Annotated in this window: 14 protein-coding genes and 1 pseudogene; 7 read left to right on the forward strand and 8 right to left on the reverse strand. The window is 70.9% G+C overall.

What is annotated here, in order from left to right:
• Positions 1-117 precede the first annotated feature (117 nt).
• Positions 118-2,112, reverse strand: a complete 1,995-nt coding sequence (locus tag ACZ63I_RS32530; RefSeq protein WP_469342942.1) for a CocE/NonD family hydrolase — start codon at positions 2,110-2,112, stop codon at positions 118-120.
• 335 nt (positions 2,113-2,447) lie between these two features.
• On the opposite strand from ACZ63I_RS32530, the gene ACZ63I_RS32535 reads away from it, so the two are divergent.
• The 4 genes from ACZ63I_RS32535 (at position 2,448) to ACZ63I_RS32550 (ending at position 7,074) form a co-directional block, all read left to right on the forward strand.
• Positions 2,448-3,458, forward strand: coding sequence for a polyprenyl synthetase family protein (locus ACZ63I_RS32535; RefSeq protein ID WP_469342915.1), 1,011 nt, complete (start codon positions 2,448-2,450; stop codon positions 3,456-3,458).
• 323 nt (positions 3,459-3,781) lie between these two features.
• Positions 3,782-5,029: a LolA family protein gene (locus tag ACZ63I_RS32540; protein ID WP_469342916.1), complete on the forward strand. Its 1,248-nt coding sequence runs from the start codon at positions 3,782-3,784 to the stop codon at positions 5,027-5,029.
• A 154-nt stretch (positions 5,030-5,183) separates the two neighbouring features.
• Positions 5,184-6,122 (forward strand): ABC transporter ATP-binding protein, encoded by a 939-nt coding sequence (locus ACZ63I_RS32545; protein ID WP_469342918.1) that lies wholly within the window; start codon positions 5,184-5,186, stop codon positions 6,120-6,122.
• On the forward strand, positions 6,109-7,074 hold the full coding sequence (locus tag ACZ63I_RS32550; protein ID WP_469342920.1) for an ABC transporter permease: 966 nt from the start codon (positions 6,109-6,111) through the stop codon (positions 7,072-7,074). Before ACZ63I_RS32545 ends, ACZ63I_RS32550 begins: the two co-directional genes overlap by 14 nt.
• Before the next feature lie 60 nt (positions 7,075-7,134).
• On the opposite strand, the gene ACZ63I_RS32555 is transcribed toward ACZ63I_RS32550, so the two are convergent.
• Positions 7,135-8,457, reverse strand: coding sequence for a M28 family metallopeptidase (locus tag ACZ63I_RS32555; protein WP_469342921.1), 1,323 nt, complete (start codon positions 8,455-8,457; stop codon positions 7,135-7,137).
• A gap of 238 nt (positions 8,458-8,695) precedes the next feature.
• Positions 8,696-9,259 (reverse strand): TetR family transcriptional regulator, encoded by a 564-nt coding sequence (locus tag ACZ63I_RS32560; protein ID WP_469342922.1) that lies wholly within the window; start codon positions 9,257-9,259, stop codon positions 8,696-8,698.
• A gap of 121 nt (positions 9,260-9,380) precedes the next feature.
• On the opposite strand from ACZ63I_RS32560, the gene ACZ63I_RS32565 reads away from it, so the two are divergent.
• Positions 9,381-10,298 carry an SDR family oxidoreductase gene (locus ACZ63I_RS32565; RefSeq protein WP_469342923.1) on the forward strand — a complete coding sequence of 306 codons (918 nt, stop codon included), beginning with the start codon at positions 9,381-9,383 and terminating at the stop codon, positions 10,296-10,298.
• A 36-nt stretch (positions 10,299-10,334) separates the two neighbouring features.
• Here the strand turns inward: ACZ63I_RS32565 and ACZ63I_RS32570 are convergent, their stop codons facing one another.
• Positions 10,335-10,814 carry a winged helix-turn-helix transcriptional regulator gene (locus ACZ63I_RS32570; protein ID WP_469342924.1) on the reverse strand — a complete coding sequence of 160 codons (480 nt, stop codon included), beginning with the start codon at positions 10,812-10,814 and terminating at the stop codon, positions 10,335-10,337.
• 114 nt (positions 10,815-10,928) lie between these two features.
• On the opposite strand from ACZ63I_RS32570, the gene ACZ63I_RS32575 reads away from it, so the two are divergent.
• Entirely contained in the window at positions 10,929-12,383 is a 1,455-nt protein-coding gene (locus ACZ63I_RS32575; RefSeq protein ID WP_469342943.1) for an MFS transporter, read from the forward strand.
• A gap of 7 nt (positions 12,384-12,390) precedes the next feature.
• Here ACZ63I_RS32575 and rarD read toward each other — a convergent pair whose 3' ends face one another.
• On the reverse strand, positions 12,391-13,452 hold the full coding sequence (gene rarD / locus ACZ63I_RS32580; protein WP_469342925.1) for an EamA family transporter RarD: 1,062 nt from the start codon (positions 13,450-13,452) through the stop codon (positions 12,391-12,393).
• A 126-nt stretch (positions 13,453-13,578) separates the two neighbouring features.
• Positions 13,579-14,439 (reverse strand): SDR family oxidoreductase, encoded by an 861-nt coding sequence (locus ACZ63I_RS32585; RefSeq protein WP_469342927.1) that lies wholly within the window; start codon positions 14,437-14,439, stop codon positions 13,579-13,581.
• 98 nt (positions 14,440-14,537) lie between these two features.
• Here ACZ63I_RS32585 and ACZ63I_RS32590 point away from each other — a divergent pair, with 98 nt between their 5' ends.
• Positions 14,538-14,963: a winged helix-turn-helix transcriptional regulator gene (locus ACZ63I_RS32590; RefSeq protein WP_469342928.1), complete on the forward strand. Its 426-nt coding sequence runs from the start codon at positions 14,538-14,540 to the stop codon at positions 14,961-14,963.
• Positions 14,964-15,002: 39 nt separating this feature from the next.
• Here the strand turns inward: ACZ63I_RS32590 and ACZ63I_RS32595 are convergent, their stop codons facing one another.
• Positions 15,003-16,079 (reverse strand): 2-oxoacid:ferredoxin oxidoreductase subunit beta, encoded by a 1,077-nt coding sequence (locus tag ACZ63I_RS32595; RefSeq protein ID WP_469342929.1) that lies wholly within the window; start codon positions 16,077-16,079, stop codon positions 15,003-15,005.
• Positions 16,072-16,506 (reverse strand): annotated as a pseudogene (locus tag ACZ63I_RS32600) (2-oxoacid:acceptor oxidoreductase subunit alpha); the annotation flags it as partial. The gene ACZ63I_RS32595 and the pseudogene ACZ63I_RS32600, both read right to left, overlap by 8 nt.

The raw sequence follows: 16,506 nt of genomic DNA on the forward strand, positions 1-16,506 counted from the left end.
GCCGCCTCGCTTCCTGTCGATGCAGGACACGTTACGTGTCGGCCGACGCCCGGCGGCAGCGAAATACGCGCCCGTAATGACCGGAAAGCGGTGACTGTCGCGGTGCTGCCCGTCCGGTCAGCCGGCCGTGCGCGGGACGCGCTTCTCCCAGGTGCGGTGGAAGACGATCTCGTCGCCGTCGCGGCAGATCACCTCGTCCGACGTGATGAAGTCGTCGGCGTCGCAACTGATCTCGGAGTGCGTCTCGACCAGCGCGTCCCAGCCGGTGTCGGGGCGGTGCAGCCGTACCGTCCACTCGGACTCGGCGTGGGCGGACAGCGGGTCGCCCTCCTGGATCGTGTACGTCTCCAGCGCCTCCTCGGTGAGTTCCAGGCCGTCGGGGTAGACCCGGGTGCCGCCGGGGCGCGGGTCGACCTCCAGCCGCCAGGTGCCCTGGGCGACGTCCCTGATCACCAGCCGCTCCGGGCGCGGTTCGTCGAGCGTGACCGGCCGTACGACGCCGAGCGGTTCGGCCTGCTCGGCCGGTTCGAAGCTGACCGGCTGCTCCCGCGGTACGGGCCTGCGCACGGGCAGGTGGAGCGAGGAGCCCACCGGCTCCAGGGTGAAGCCCGCCGCGTTCGCCTGCGGCCAGATCCACGGCCAGTACGCGGACGAGACGGCGAGCCGGATGCGGTGGCCCGGCGGGAACGTGTAGCCGATGCCGCCCAGTTCGAAGGTGACGTCCTCGGTGGCGCCCTCCGGCCACGGCTCGACCCGGTCGCGGCCGTGCCTGGCGGAGAGGTTGAGGGCGCCCCGGGTGACCAGGGTGGACGAGCCGTCCGGCGCCACGTCGCAGAGCCGGGCGACGGCCTGGCCCGCCGGGGCGTCCATCCGCAGCCGCAGCGTCACGCGCGGCCTGCCCAGCACCTCGATGGACCCGCCGGTGACGGGGAACTCGTAACAGGCCGACTTGGCGTCCTCGTCGCGCTGGTCCGGCGGCAGGTCGGCGTCGTTGCCGGACGGGGCGAAGCGCCCCGCGTCCAGGCCCGTCTGGTGCGGGGAGTCGACCACGACGGGCGCGCCCTGGAAGGCGTACGGCACGGGCACCACGTTCGGCGACGGCCAGCTCGTCTCGGCGGCCCAGTACCCCGGCAGCTCGGGGTAGAGCGTCGCGGGCGGGTGCGAGGCGCTGATCCAGGTGCGCAGCAGCGGCTCGGCCATGACCCCGTTGTCGACGCCCTTCAGATGGTGGTCCCACCAGCGCAGCGTCTCCTGGAGGAAGCCGATCGCGGGCCCCGGCGGCAGCCCCTGGTCCGGGTACTGGTGCGACCAGGGTCCGATGATCCCCCGTACCCGGTCCTGGCCGAGGTGTTCGACCAGCCGCAGCACGGTGTCCCGGTACGGGTCGTGCCAGCCGCCGACGGCGAGCACGGCCGCCTCGACGGCGCCGTAGTCCTCGCAGACGCTGCCGTGCTTCCAGTAGGTGTCCCTGGTCTGGTGGGCCAGCCAGGTGTGCACGGCGGGCTCGACGGCTTCGAGGCGCTTCAGCCACATCTCCCGCCAGTTCTCGCCCGCCCCCGCCGGGTCCGGCGGCCGGCAGACGAAAGCCAGCGTCGTCGCCGCCCAGGCGTGCATGTCGACGGCGAGGACCGAGCCGCCCAGGTAGTGGACGTCGTTGTCGTAGCGGTCGTCGGACGAGCAGACCGTGACGACGGCCTTCAGCGGCTCGGGCGCGAGGGCGGCGAGCTGGAGCGAGTTGAAGCCGCCCCAGGAGATCCCGAACATGCCGACCCGTCCGGTGCACCAGTCCTGGGCGGCGAGCCAGTTGACGACGGCGACCCCGTCGGCCAGCTCCGTCGCGTCGTACTCGTCGCCCGGCATCCCCTCGCTGTTGCCGTGGCCGCGTACGTCGACCCGTACGGACGCGTAGCCGTGGCCCGCGTACCAGGGGTGCCGCTGCCGGTCGACCGGGGCCGTCCAGTCGCTCAGCCGGCAGGGCAGGTACTCCAGCAGCGCGGGCACGGGCCGCTCGGTGACCGGGCGCCAGATCCGCGCGTACAGCCGTGTGCCGTCGGGCAGCGGGACACGCACGTCCTCGTGGACCGTGTCGTACGGGAAGTCGGTGCGGATCATGGGGGACATACCGCTCACCTTCCTGGAGCGGCGCGCAAAGCGCGCGGCGGCCCCGGCGCTGTCCCGCTGCGTCAGGAGTTCTCCTGGGCGCCCGCAGAGGGCATGATCGTCGCGTGGAGGCGGCTTTTCTCCGTACTCTTCGGTGTCGGCCGTGGCTTCGGACAAAAGAGCTACGGACAAAAGAGCTACTTCGCGTCGTACGACTGATCACGAGCATCCGGGGGGCGCCGGGAAGCCGCCCATGGTGATCGAAAGGCGACCGGATACGCTGACTTGAGTGAAGACACCGACACATCGACATTTCGTTTGATCGTCAGCAGACAGGAGTACCCCTCGTGACCGTCGTCGGGCCGTTCGGGCTGAGCGTGCGGGACCAGGCTCTTGAGGCCGATGTCCAGACCGGATTGTCGGCCGTCGAGGCGGGGCTGCTCGATGCCACCAAGAGCGAGGTGCCCTTCATCACCGAAGCGGCCCAGCACCTGGTGCGGGCCGGCGGCAAACGGTTCCGGCCGCTGCTGGTGATGCTCGCCGCGCAGTTCGGCGACCCGTACGCGCCGGGTGTCGTGCCGTCAGCCGTCGTCGTCGAGCTGACCCACCTCGCGACGCTCTACCACGACGACGTGATGGACGAGGCGGACGTGCGGCGCGGCGTGGACAGCGCCAACGCCCGCTGGGGCAACTCCGTCGCCGTGCTGACCGGTGACTTCCTCTTCGCCCGCGCCTCGCACATCCTGGCCGACCTCGGCCCCGAGGCCGTCCGGATCCAGGCCGAGGCGTTCGAGCGGCTGGTCACGGGCCAGATCCTGGAGACGGCGGGACCGCGCGACGGGCGCGACCCGGTCGGCCACTACCTGGACGTGCTCTCGGGCAAGACCGGCGCGCTGTTCGCCGTCTCCGGGCGGTTCGGCGCGCTGATGTCGGGCGCCGACGAGACCGTGGTCGACATCCTCACCCAGTACGGCGAGCGCCTCGGCGTCGCCTTCCAGCTCGCCGACGACGTCCTCGACATCGCCAGCGACAGCCACGAGTCCGGCAAGACCCCCGGCACGGATCTGCGCGAGGGCATCCCGACCCTGCCCGTCCTGCTGCTGCGCGCCGAGGCCGAGAAGCACGGCAGGGCCGACGACCTGGAGCTGGTCCGGCTGCTCGACGGCGATCTGTCGGACGACGCGGGACTCGCCGAGGCGCTGCGCCGGCTGCGTGCCCACCCCGCCCTGGAGCAGGCCCGCCGGGACACCGTGCGGTACGCGGAGGCGGCCCGCGGCGCGCTCGCCCCGCTGCCCGAGGGATACGCCAAGTCGGCGCTCGTCGAGCTGTGCGACGTGGTCGTCCACCGCGCGGGCTGACGGACTGTCGGGCCGGCTGACGATCCGTCGGGCCGGCCGGCGGCCGGCTTCGCCCGGTCGGCGGAATCCTGTGATCCGCCTCACTCTCCCGGTGGATTCCCTGGCATCGTCCCGCACCCCGTCCCCTACTGGACGGGGGTCCCGCCATGTCCCTGTCTCATCCCAGCGGGGTACGGGAAGTTGCGCCTGCGGTCTGACGCTTCGCCGTGGCCGATTTGGTCAGATGGACAACAGCACTCCTGACCAATTCGGGTGAGAATGGCGGCGGGGAGTGGACGAGTGCACCGCACGGAAGGCCGCCGACCACGGAGGTAGGGCAACACATGGCACCGAACGACAGCGCACAGACCACCGACGAGGCAGGAGCCTTCGTCCCGCACCGCCGGAGCAAGACGGTGCGGTACGTGGTTCCGGTCGCGGTCGCCGGCGTGGCTGCCGCGACCATCGGACTGGTCCCGGCCCTCGCGGCCAACGGCAGTCCGGATCTGCCGAACATCACCGCTCAGGAACTCATCGAGAAGATCGCCGCTTCCGACACCCAGCAGCTCTCGGGCTCGGTGAAGATCACCACGGATCTGGGTCTGCCCTCGCTGGCCGGCCTCGGCGGAGCGGCGGGCGGGGCCGCCGGCGGGGCGTTCGCCCCCCAGGGCGGCGCTGACGACGGCAAGGGTTCGTCGGCCGACCCGAGCACCAAGGCGCTGGAGCTCAGCTCCGGCACCCACACCCTGCGGGTCGCGGCCGACGGCCCCGACAAGCAGCGCGTCTCCATCCTGGAGAACGCGGCGGAGTACAGCCTGATCCACAACGGCGACCAGGTGTGGGGTTACGACAGCGCGAGCAACGAGGCGTTCCACGCGACCAGGCAGGCGCCGAAGGGCGATGCCCCCAAGGGCAAGGCGCCCCAGTTGCCGAAGGGCACCGAGCTGCCGACGACGCCGAAGGAGTTCGCCGAGCAGGCGCTCAAGGCGTCGGCCGGCACGACATCGGTCGGTGTGGGGGACACGGCGCAGATCGCCGGGCGCGACGCGTACACCCTGGTCATCAAGCCCACGCAGGCCGGTTCCACGATCGGTTCGGTGAAGGTCGCCGTCGACGCGAAGACCGGTACTCCGCTCAAGTTCACGCTCGCGCCGAGCGGCGGCGGCAAGGCCGTCCTCGACGTCGGCTTCACGAAGGTCGACTTCGCCAAGCCGGCCGCTTCGACGTTCGACTTCAAGGCGCCGAAGGGCGCGAAGGTGACGGAGAGCGGGCCGCGCGAGGACCAGCCGAAGCCGGCCGTGCCCGGGGTCCCCTCGGGTGGCGGCGTGAAGGTCATCGGCAAGGGCTGGACGTCGATCGCCGAGCTGAAGCTGCCGGCGGGCGAAGGCGCTCCGGCGGCGGGCTCGAAGGACCTGCCCAAGGAGGCCCAGGGCTTCCTGGACTCGCTGGGCGACAAGGTGTCGGGGAAGTTCGGTTCCGGCACCGTGTTCCACACCCGCGTCGTCAACGCGCTGATGACGGAAGACGGCACGGTCTACGTCGGAGCGGTGACGAAGGACGCGCTGGTCAAGGCGGCCGACAGCGCCAAGTAGCAGGGCAGTGGCGCCGCCCCGCCGTAGTGGTCCTACGGCGGGGCGGAACGCTGAGCGGCCCGTGTCCGTTCCTGAATCGGCACCCCGCGCGGGAGCCGGCAGGGCGCTCGGCACGGCATCCTGCGTCCGCCGACCGACAGAACGGGGGAGCGAGATGGCATCCGTCATCGAGACGAGCGGCCTCACCAAGCGCTACCGCGGCGGCCAGCTCGCCGTCGACCACCTCGACCTGGCGGTCCCGGCGGGCAGCGTCTTCGGCTTCCTCGGCCCCAACGGCTCGGGCAAGACCACCACCATCCGGATGCTGCTCGGCCTGATCGAGCCGACGGCCGGCTCGGCGACGCTGCTCGGCCGCCCCATGCCGCGCGCCGCCCGCGGCGTCCTGCCGCAGGTGGGCGCGCTGATCGAGGGCCCGGCCCCGTACGGCTTCCTGAGCGGCCGCGACAATCTCGTACGGTACGACTCGGCCGACCCGACCGCCGACCCCCGCACCCGGCGCGCCCGGGTCGGAGCGGCGCTGGACCGGGTCGGGCTGACGGCCGCAGCGGCCAAGAAGGCCAAGGCGTACTCGCTGGGCATGAAGCAGCGGCTCGGTATCGCGGCCGCCCTGCTCCAGCCGCGCAAGCTGCTCGTCCTGGACGAGCCGACGAACGGCCTCGACCCGCAGGGGATGCGCGAGATCAGGACATTGGTGCGGGAGCTGGCGGCCGACAGCACGACGGTCTTCCTCTCCTCGCACCTCCTGGACGAGATCGAGCAGGTCTGCACGCACGCGGCGGTGATGGCGCAGGGGCGGCTGATCACCCAGGGCTCGGTCGCCGACCTCGCGGCGGGCACGCGCGGCCGGCTCGTCGTCACGACGCCCGACCCCGCCGAAGCGGCCCGGCTGCTGAAGGAGCAGGGCGTCACCGATGTCACGGTGACCGACGACCGGGTGACCGGCGAACTGCCCGGGGCCGATGTGGAGCTGGCGGACCTCAACGCCGCGCTGGTACGGGCCGGGGTGCGGGTCAGGTCGTTCGGTGTCGAACGGGCCTCGCTTGAGGACGCCTTCATGGCGCTGACCGGGGAGGGCTTCGATGTCGCGGGCTGAGACGGTCGGCACGGACGTACCCGGCGGGGACGTACCAGGCGCGGACGTACCAGGCACGGACGTGGACGCACCGGGTACGGAGGTGCCCGCCGCCCGTCCTGCGACCCGGGCGCCAAAGCTGCGCTGGACCCTCGGTCTGTTCCGCTCCGAGCTGACCACGACCTTCCGCCGCTGGCGCACGCTCGCGCTGCTCGCGGTGCTGGGCGCCGTACCGGTCCTCATCGGGATCGCGGTGAAGATCCAGACGGACGACGGCGGCACGGCGGGCGGCGGTGGCGACGGGCCCGCCTTCCTCACCCAGATCACCAACAACGGCCTGTTCCTGGTCTTCGCCGCGCTGGCGGTGACCCTGCCCGTCTTCCTGCCCATGACGATCGGGGTGGTGGCGGGCGACTCGATCGCCGGTGAGGCGAGCGCGGGGACGCTGCGCTATCTGCTGGTCGCCCCGGCAGGACGCAGCAGGCTGCTGCTGGCCAAGTACGCCACGACGCTGACGTTCTGCCTGGTGGCGACCTTGATCGTGGCGGTCTCCGCCCTGGTGGTCGGGGCGCTGCTGTTCCCGCTGGGCGAGGTCACCACGATCTCGGGGACCCGGATCTCCTTCGGCGAGGGGCTGGCCCGCGCCCTGTTCATCGCCGTCCTCGTCACGGCTTCACTGATCGGCCTCGCGGCGCTCGGCCTGTTCGTGTCGACCGTCACCAACAGCGGGATCGCGGCGATGGCCACGACGGTCGGCCTGGTCATCACCGTGCAGATCCTCGACACCATCCCGCAGTTGCACGGGATCCAGCCGTATCTCTTCTCGCACTACTGGCTGTCGTTCTCCGACGTGCTGCGCGAGCCGGTCTACTGGACCGACATCGGCAAGAACCTCGGCATCCAGGCGGTGTACGCGGCGGTCTTCGGCTCGGCGGCCTGGGCCCGCTTCACGACGAAGGACATCACGGCCTGAGGGCTGCCTGCGACCCTGGCCTGCCTACGACCCTGCCAGGCCGTGATGTCCGCGCCCGGCTCAGAAGGTGAGCCGCCAACTGTTGATGTAGCCCGTGTCCTGCGCCGCGACATCCTGGACCTTGAGCTTCCAGACGCCGTTGGCGACCTCGCTCGACGCGTTCACCGTGTACGTGGTGGTGACGTTGTCCGCCGAGTCGCTGCTGCTGGAGCTCTTCAGCCGGTAGGCGGTCCCGTCAGGTGCGACGAGGTCCACCACCAGGTCGCCCCGGAAGGTGTGCTTGATGTCGACGCCCACCTTGAGCGCCGAGGGCGCGTTGCCCGTACGGCCCGAGACGGTGACCGGCGAGGTGACGGCCGGGCCGTTGTCCGGCACGGTGACGTCGGCGAGGTTCTCGAAGACGGTGCCCGAGGGGGCGGTGCCGCCGGCCGAGAGCGTCCAGACCGCGTAGGCGATGGCGTCGCTGTTGCGGTCGAGCGCTGTGTCGTCCACGTTCGTCAGGGTGTCGCACGAGCGGTGGTAGCAGGCGTCGAAGGCCCGGCCCGTCGTACCGCCCCACTTCTGCGTCTGCGCCGCCGTCTTGGTGTAGTCGGCGCCGCTGAACAGACCGCCGACCGGGACGCCCGCGTTCTTGAACGGCGAGTGGTCGGAGCGGCCGTCGCCCTCGGTCTCGATCTCCGTCGCTATGCCGAGACCCGCGTAGTAGTCCTTGAAGGTCTGCTCGATGGCGGGGTCGTCGTCGTAGACGAAGTAGCCCGGGTTGGGCGAGCCGATCATGTCGAAGTTCAGATAGCCGCTGATCTTCGTCCGGTCGGCCGATGCGAGATGGCTGACGTAGTACTGCGACCCGACGAGCCCCAGCTCCTCGGCGCCCCACCAGGCGAATCTCAGGTGCTTGGTGGGCTGGAGCTGCGCCCGGGAGACGGCGAGCGCGGTCTCCAGCACGGCGGCGGAACCGGAACCGTTGTCGTTGATGCCGGGGCCCGCGGTGACGGAGTCGAGATGTGAACCGGCCATGACAACCTGATTCGTGTCACCGCCCGGCCAGTCGGCTATCAGGTTGTAGCCGGTCGCGCCGCCCGAGGTGAACTGCTGGACGGACGTGGTGAATCCGGCCGCGTTGAGCTTGCCCTGCACGTAGTTGATCGAGGCCTGGTAACCGGCGCGGCCGTGCGCGCGGTTCCCGCCGTTGGCGGTCGCGATCGACTGGAACTGGGAGAGATGCGCCTTGACGTTGGCCAGGGGGATGTCGGGGGCGGCCAGCACGGCGGGGGCGGGTGCTTCGGCGGGGGCGGCCGAGGCCGCCGCGGGGACGGTGAAGGCGAGCAGCCCGGCGAGGGCTGCCGTTGCTGCCGCGGCGCTGTTGCGCACGGAACGCTTCATGTGGGGGCTCCGGATTCCGAACAGGGGATGGGAACGGAACGTGCGAGGCGCCCCACACCGTTTTCGGCGTGAGGCGCTGGAGTTGTTGCTGCGCTGTGCGTGAACTGTGAGCGGGTTGTGCGTGCTGAATGGTCGATGACGGCCCCCACGACCGTCAAGAGCGCAAATCGGGCACGCCTGTTCGCTCAACGGACATACCGTCAGTTCGCCGATGTCAGGGCGAGGTCACGGCCGATGTTTACGTTGCTGTGACAGCTTTCAGCGCGTCGAGCGACTCCCGCATCAGCTCCGGCAGGGCGCGCTCGTTGGACGCGTCGACCCAGCGTTCGAAGGCGATCTTGAAGACGGCGACGCCCGCCTCCGCCGCCAGGCTCGCCGCCGGTTCGGGGAGGCCGCGCGCGCGGTAGGTGTCGGCGAGCGCCCTGGACAGCCGGGCGAGCTTGATCAGCTCGCGTTCCTGCAACTCCGCGTTGGCGGCGACGATCGCCTGGCGCTGCTGGGAGAACGGACGGTGTTCCTGGAACCGCGCGCCGGCCGCGTAGAGCGCCTCGCTCATCGCCTCGACGGGCGTCGCGGTGGCCGGTGCGCCCGCGAGCTTGCTGACGAAGAGGTCCTGCAGCTCCTCGGCGCCCGCGAACAGCACCTCGCGCTTGTCGGCGAAATACCGGAAGAACGTCCGCTCCGTGAGCCCGGCCCGCTTGGCGATCTCGGCCACGGTGGTCTGCTCGAACCCGCGCTCGCTGTACAGCTCCATCGCGGCTTCCCCGAGCCGCTTGCTCGCGTTGGGCTCCCATCGACTCATGTGTTGATCCTACGCGATGGCAGCGACTGACATCGGGTGTTACGGTTGATGACAGCGACTGACATCGGCGGTCCTGGCGCGCTTCCCACGGCAGGACGGCCCCGCTCACTGGAGGTTTCCCATGCGTGTTTTCGTCACCGGCGCGTCCGGCTGGATCGGCTCGGCCGTCGTACCCGAACTCATCGGCGCCGGCCATCAGGTCGTCGGGCTCGCCCGCTCGGACGCCTCGGCCGACGCGCTCGCCGCCGCCGGCGCCGAGGTGCGCCGCGGCACCATCGACGACCTCGACGTCCTGCGCGAAGCGGCCGCCGCCTCCGACGGCGTGATCCACCTCGCGTTCAAGCACGACATCGCCTTCACCGGCGACTTCAAGGGCGCGACGGACGCCGACCGCGCCGCCATCGAGACGTTCGGCGACGCGCTGGCCGGCTCCGACAAGCCGTTCGTCATCGCCGGCGGGCTCCTGGGCCTCGCTCCCGGGCGGCTGGCGACGGAGCGGGACGAGCCCGTCATCGACGCGAACCCGACGTCGGGCCGTGCGGTCAACGCGAAGCTCACGCTGGGCCTCGCCACGCGCGGCGTCCGCTCGTCCGTCGTACGGCTGTCCCCGACGGTGCACGGCGAGGGCGACAACGGGTTCGTCCCGGGCCTGATCGGCATCGCGCGCGACAAGGGCGCCGCCGGCTACATCGGCGACGGAGCCAGCCGCTGGACCGCCGTGCACAGGCTCGACGCCGCGCACCTCTTCCGGCTGGCGCTGGAGAAGGCGCCCGCGGGGTCCGTGCTGCACGGGCTCGCCGACGAGGGGGTGTCGATGCGCGACATGGCCGAGGTCATCGGCCGCCACCTGGAGCTGCCGGTGGTCTCGGTCTCCCCCGCGGACGCGGCCGGGCACTTCGGCTGGATGGCCGGCTTCGTCGGGCTCGACAGCCCGGCGTCGAGCGAGCTGACCCGTGAACTGCTCGGCTGGCAGCCGACCCAGCCCGGCTTCCTCGCCGATCTGGACAAGGGGCACTACTTCGAGACCCCGTCGGCGTAGTCGGGGCTGGTCAGGAGCGGGGCGGTACCGGCCCGCTCAGTGACTCGCGGGGCGCGCCGAGGAGGCGGCTTCGGCCGCTGCCTCGGCCGCCCGCGCGTCGTAGGCGGCCCGCGCCGTCGCGATCTCCGTCTGGTGCTCCTCGGTCCAGCTCACCAGCGCGCGGATGGTCGTGTGCAGCGTCCCGCCGAGCGCCGTCAGCTCGTACTCCACCCGCGGCGGCACCACCGGATGGACCGTCCGCTCGACCAGGCCGTCGCGCTCCAACTGGCGCAGGGTGACGGTCAGCATGCGCTGGCTGATGCCGTCGATCTCCCTGCGCAGCTCGGTGAAGCGCAGCCTCCGGTGCTCCAGCAGCGCGATGACCAGCAGCGACCACTTGTCGGCCACCCGGTCCAGGATCTGCCGTACCTCGCAGTCCTCCCGGGCGTCCCACTGGAAGGGATCGGTGTCTCCGTAGCCGTCGGACTGGGCGGTGCCCGCGCAGTTACTCGGTGACTTCAAAGTGCCTTCTTCCATGACACGTCATGGTGCCGCAGGATTCCAGTGGTTACAAGAAGGAACCGACAGTCGGTCCGGTAACCGCCTTGCGAGGAGACCGCCATGCCGTCCGTGTCCGCAGCGCCGCCCGCCATGTCCGCACGCGCCTGGGCGCTGTTACTCGTCCTCTGCGGGACGATCTTCCTGGAGGGCATCGACATCGCGATGCTGGCCGTGGCGATCCCCTCGATCAGATCCGATCTGGTCCTGTCGACCGACACGACCGCCTGGGTGATGAGCGGTTACGTGCTCGGCTACGCGGGATTCACGCTGCTCGGCGGCCGTACCGCCGATCTGCTCGGCCGGCGCAGGACGTTCCTCGCCGCGCTGACGGTCTTCCTGCTCTTCTCGGGCCTCGGCGGCTTCGCGGGCGAGGGGTGGATGCTGGTCGTCGCCCGTATCGCGACCGGTGTCGCCGCCGCCTTCATGACCCCGGCGGCGCTGTCGATCATCACCACCTCCTACCCGGAGGGACCGCAGCGCAACAAGGCCCTGCTGGTCTTCGCGGGCACGGGCGCCGGCGGGTTCTCGCTCGGCCTCGTCATCGGCGGGCTGCTGACCGAACTCGGCTGGCGCTGGGTCTTCTTCGCCCCGGTACTGCTCGCGGGCGCCCTGCTCGTCGCGGCCTCCCGCGTACTGCCCCGGCAGGAGCCAGCGGCGCCGACCGCGGAAGAGACCGGGAAGCGCGCCTTCGATCTGCCCGGCGCCACCGCGGCGGCCGGGGCGATGCTGCTGCTGGCGTACGGGATCATCCGGCTGGAGCACGGCACGGACGACTGGCTCCGTACGGCCGGTGTCTTCGCGGCGGGGCTGCTGCTGCTCGGACTCTTCGTCGTGATCGAGCGCCGGGCCGCCGCCCCGCTCGTACGGCTAGGGATCCTCCGCAGGGCGGCGATGGTCCGGGCCGATCTCGGGGCGCTGCTCTTCGTCGGCTCGTTCTTCGGCTTCCAGTTCGTCGTCACGCTCTACCTCCAGGAACTGCGCGGCTGGTCGTCCCTGGAGACCGCGCTCGCCCTGGTGGTCATGGGCTGCGACGCGGTGCTCGCGCCCACCCTGACGCCGCGTCTGGTGAACCGCTTCGGCAACGCCCGGGTGATACTCGGCGGCTTCCTGCTGGGGACCGTCGGGTACGGGCTGTTCCTGCCGGTCGGCCTCGACTGGACGTACGCGGCGATGTTCCCGACCCTGATCCTGACCGGCGTCGCGTTCGCGCTGGCGTACGGGCCGCTCACCATCGCGGCGACGGACGGGGTGGCGGCGGAGGAACAGGGCCTGGCGGGCGGGCTGCTGAACACCGCGATCCAGTTCGGCTCGGCGGTCGGCATCTCCGCCGTCGCCGCCGTGTACGGCATCGCCGTCAGCGGTACGGACGGGTCGACGGAGGCGCGGATGGACGCGTTCCGTACGGCGCTTGCGGTGCCGCTCGTGATGGTGGTGCTGGGCGCGCTGATCACGCTGGCGGGGCTGCTCGGCCGGCGCGGCGGCAGGGAGTCCGGCCGGACGCCTGACGCGCTGCCGGTGGCGCGCAGCGCAGAGCCGGTGCGGTAACGGCGGGTCAGGGCGCCTGGGGGAGACGGGGAGCCTCGGCCGGCCGGTCGGCGGCCGGCCGGTCGGCGGCCGGCAGGTCGGCGGTCGGCCGGGGCTCGGGCGCAGGAGCGGGTGCGGGTGCGGCGGCGGACGGCGGGTCCTGGCGGCTGTCCAACTCCGCCGCCAGCCGCCGCGCCCGCGCCTTCGTGCGGTGCGCCGTCCGCAGCGCGTCCCAGGTCAGTACGGTCAGCGCCACCCACACCAGCGCGAAGCCCGCCAGGCGCTCGGGCGGCATCTCCTCGTGGAAGTACGTGACCCCCAGGATGAGCTGGAAGACCGGCGCCAGGTACTGGAGCAGGCCGAGCACCGACAGCGGCACCCGGATCGCGGCGGCGCCGAAGCAGACGAGCGGTACGGCGGTGACGATGCCGGTCGAGGCGAGAAGCGCGGCATGCCCGGGGCCGTGGGTGGTGAACGTCCCGTCGCCGGAGGCGCCGAGCCAGAGCAGATAGCCGAGGGCGGGCAGGAACTGGATCGCGGTCTCGGCGGCGAGCGATTCGATACCGCCGAGGTTGATCTTCTTCTTGACCAGCCCGTACGTGCCGAACGAGAAGGCCAGCACCAGCGAGATCCACGGCGGCTGCCCGTATCCGATCGCCAGCACGAGCACGGCGACGAAGCCGATCAGGACCGCCGTCCACTGCGCGGGCCGCAGCCGCTCCTTCAGCAGCAGGACGCCCATCGTGATCGTGACCAGCGGGTTGATGAAGTAGCCCAGGGACGCCTCGACGACATGGTCGGCGTTGACCGCCCAGATGTAGACGCCCCAGTTGACGGTGATCACGGCCGCAGCGACGACCAGCAGCCCGAGCTTGGCCGGCTGCCGGACCAGGTCCTTGATCCAGCCCCAGCGGCGCAGCGCCAGCAGCGCGACGCCGACGAAGGCGAGCGACCAGACCATCCGGTGGGCGAGGATCTCCAGCGCCCCGGTGGGCTTGAGCAGCGGCCAGAAGAGCGGGACGAGGCCCCACATTCCGTACGCGGCGATTCCGTACAGCAGTCCGGCCCGCTGTTCACCCTCTGCCTTCACCGGTTTTCCCTTTCCCGCGCCGCCGCCCCCGCCGTCCAGATGGAGCCTCCGGACGAAAGGTAGTGCGGCGCGGGCCGGGCTGTCATGCCCGTATCGCCATACGGTCATGACAAGGGGGCGGGAAGGTCAGGACGCGAGCGCCGCGGCGATCGACGTGGCCAGCGGGGTCGTCGGCCGGCCGATCAGCCGCGCCAGGTCGCCGCTCGTGCCCGCGATGAGGCCGCGGCTGATCGCGGTGTCGACGTCGGCCAGGATCTCGGCGAACGGCTGGGGCAGCCCGATCCCGACGTAGATGGCGGTGTGCTCGGCCTCGCTGACGGACCGGTGGACGATGGTCGAGCCGGTCTGCCGGGACAGCTCGGCCGCGTACTCGTCGAAGGACCACGCCGTGTCGCCGCTCAGCTCGTACGCCGTGTTCAGATGGCCCTCGCCGGTCAGTACGGCGGCGACGGCCGCCGCGTAGTCGGCGCGGGCCGCCGAGGCCACCCGGCCCTCGCCCGCGTTGGTCACGACGGCCCCCGACGCCAGCACCGGAGCCAGGTTCTCCGTGTAGACCTCGGTGTACCAGCCGTTGCGCAGGAACGTGTACGGCACTCCCGAGTCGAGGATGAGCTGCTCGGTGGCCTTGTGCTCGTCGGCCAGCGCGAAGTCCGCGTCGGGGCCGCCCAGCGCACCGGTGTACGCGAGCTGCGCCACCCCCGCCGCCTTGGCCGCCTCGATGACCGCGGTGTGCTGCGGCACACGCTGGCCGACCTCGCTCCCGGAGATCAGCACGACCCGGTCGCCCTGCCGGAACGCCCCGGCCAGCGTCTGCGGCTCGTTGTAGTCCGCGATCCGCACCTCGACGCCGCGCGCCTCGAACTCGGCGGCCTTCTCCTTGCTGCGGGCCACGGCCGCGATTCCGGCGGCCGGCACCCCGGAGTCCAGCAGGGAGGCGATGACCAGCTTGCCGAGGTGACCGGTGGCTCCTGTGACGACGATGCCCATGCCATATCTCCAAATTTGTCTGGTTCGTGTTGCTCGGTCACCACCCTACGGTGCACGCTAACCAAAAGTAAGTACCCACCTTGAAGTAAGGTACAGACATGTCAGTAAGTGAGGTGTTCCCGGGTCTCGCGAAGCCGGACGTCAACGAGCCGATGTGCGAATCCCGGCTGATCCTGGAACATGTGACCAGTCGCTGGGGCGTCCTCGTCCTGGCCGCGCTGCTGGAGCGCTCGTACCGCTTCAGCGAGCTGCGGCGGATGATCGGCGGGGTCAGCGAGAAGATGCTGGCGCAGACGCTCCAGACGCTGGAGCGGGACGGATTCGTGCACCGCGACGCCAAGCCCGTCATCCCGCCGCGCGTCGACTACTCGCTGACCGAACTGGGCCGCGAGGCGGCCGAGCAGGTCTGGGCGCTGGCCCGCTGGACCGAGAGCCGGGTGGCCGCCGTGCTGGCGGCACGCGAGGAGTACGACGAGGCCCGGACCTCCGCCGAGGAGATCCGGGCCCCGCGTGTGCGTGCCTGAGCGCGTGTACGCGCGTGAGTGCGTCTATATGCCTGGGCGTCAGCCCGCGACGGTCCAGGTGTCGTTGCCCGCCAGCATGCCCGCGAGGTCGCCCTTGCCGTGCTGTTCGACGGCGGTGTCGAGTTGGTCGGACATGAGGGTGTCGTAGACGGGTCGGTCGACGCTGCGGAAGACCCCGATGGGGGTGTGGTGCAGGGTGTCGGGGTCGGCGAGCCGCGACAGCGCGAAGGCGTTGGTCGGCGAGGCGGAGTGCGCGTCGTGGGTCAGGATCCGGGACTCGTTCTCGGGCGTCACGGCGACGACCTCCAGGTCGCCGGTGGCCGGGTCGCGCACGACGCCCTTGCTGCCCAGGCCGTTCTCCAGCGGGGCGCCGAAGCGGATGGGCTGCCCGTGTTCGAGGCGGATGACGGCTTCCTGTGCCTGGTCCTTGTCCTTGAGGACCTCGAAGGCGCCGTCGTTGAAGATGTTGCAGTTCTGGTAGATCTCCACCAGTGCGGTGCCGGGGTGTTCGGCTGCTTCGCGCAGTACCTGGGTGAGGTGTTTGCGGTCGGAGTCGACGGTGCGCGCGACGAAGGACGCTTCGGCGCCGATGGCCAGGGACACCGGGTTGAAGGGGGAGTCGAGGGAGCCCATCGGGGTGGACTTGGTGATCTTCCCCAGCTCGGAGGTCGGCGAGTACTGGCCTTTGGTGAGGCCGTAGATCCGGTTGTTGAAGAGCAGGATCTTCAGATTCACATTGCGGCGCAGTGCGTGGATGAGGTGGTTGCCGCCGATGGACAGGGCGTCGCCGTCACCGGTGACGACCCAGACGGAGAGGTCGCGGCGTGAGGTGGCGAGGCCGGTGGCGATGGCGGGGGCGCGGCCGTGGATGGAGTGCATCCCGTAGGTGTTCATGTAGTACGGGAAGCGGGAGGAGCAGCCGATGCCGGAGACGAAGACGATGTTCTCTTTCGCCAGGCCGAGTTCGGGCATGAAGCCCTGGACTGCGGCCAGGACGGCGTAGTCGCCGCAGCCGGGGCACCAGCGCACTTCCTGGTCCGACTTGAAGTCCTTCATCGACTGCTTGGCTTCGGCCTTGGGTACCAGCGTCAGCAGCTCGTTGGTGATCTCAGACATCGATGGCCTCCTTGAGGGCCGTGGCGAGCTGTTCGGCCTTGAACGGCATCCCGTTGACCTGGTTGTAACTGTGCGCGTCGATCAGGTACTTGGCGCGGATCAGGGTGGCGAGCTGGCCGAGGTTCATCTCCGGCACCACGACCTTGTCGTACGACTTCAGCACGTCCCCGAGGTTGGCGGGGAAGGGATTGAGGTGGGTCAGATGTGCCTGCGCGATGGGCACGCTGTCCTTGCGCAGCCGGCGTACCGCCGCCGTGATCGGGCCGTAGGTGGAGCCCCAGCCGAGGACGAGGGTGCGGGCGTGGTCCGGGTCGTCGACGTGCAGGTCGGGGACGGTGATGCCGTCGATCTTGGCCTGCCGGGTGCGGACCATGAAGTCGTGGTTGGCCGGGTCGTACGAGATGTTGCCCGTGCCGTCCTGCTTCTC

It is taken from the genome of Streptomyces sp. NPDC087906, assembly GCF_055584925.1.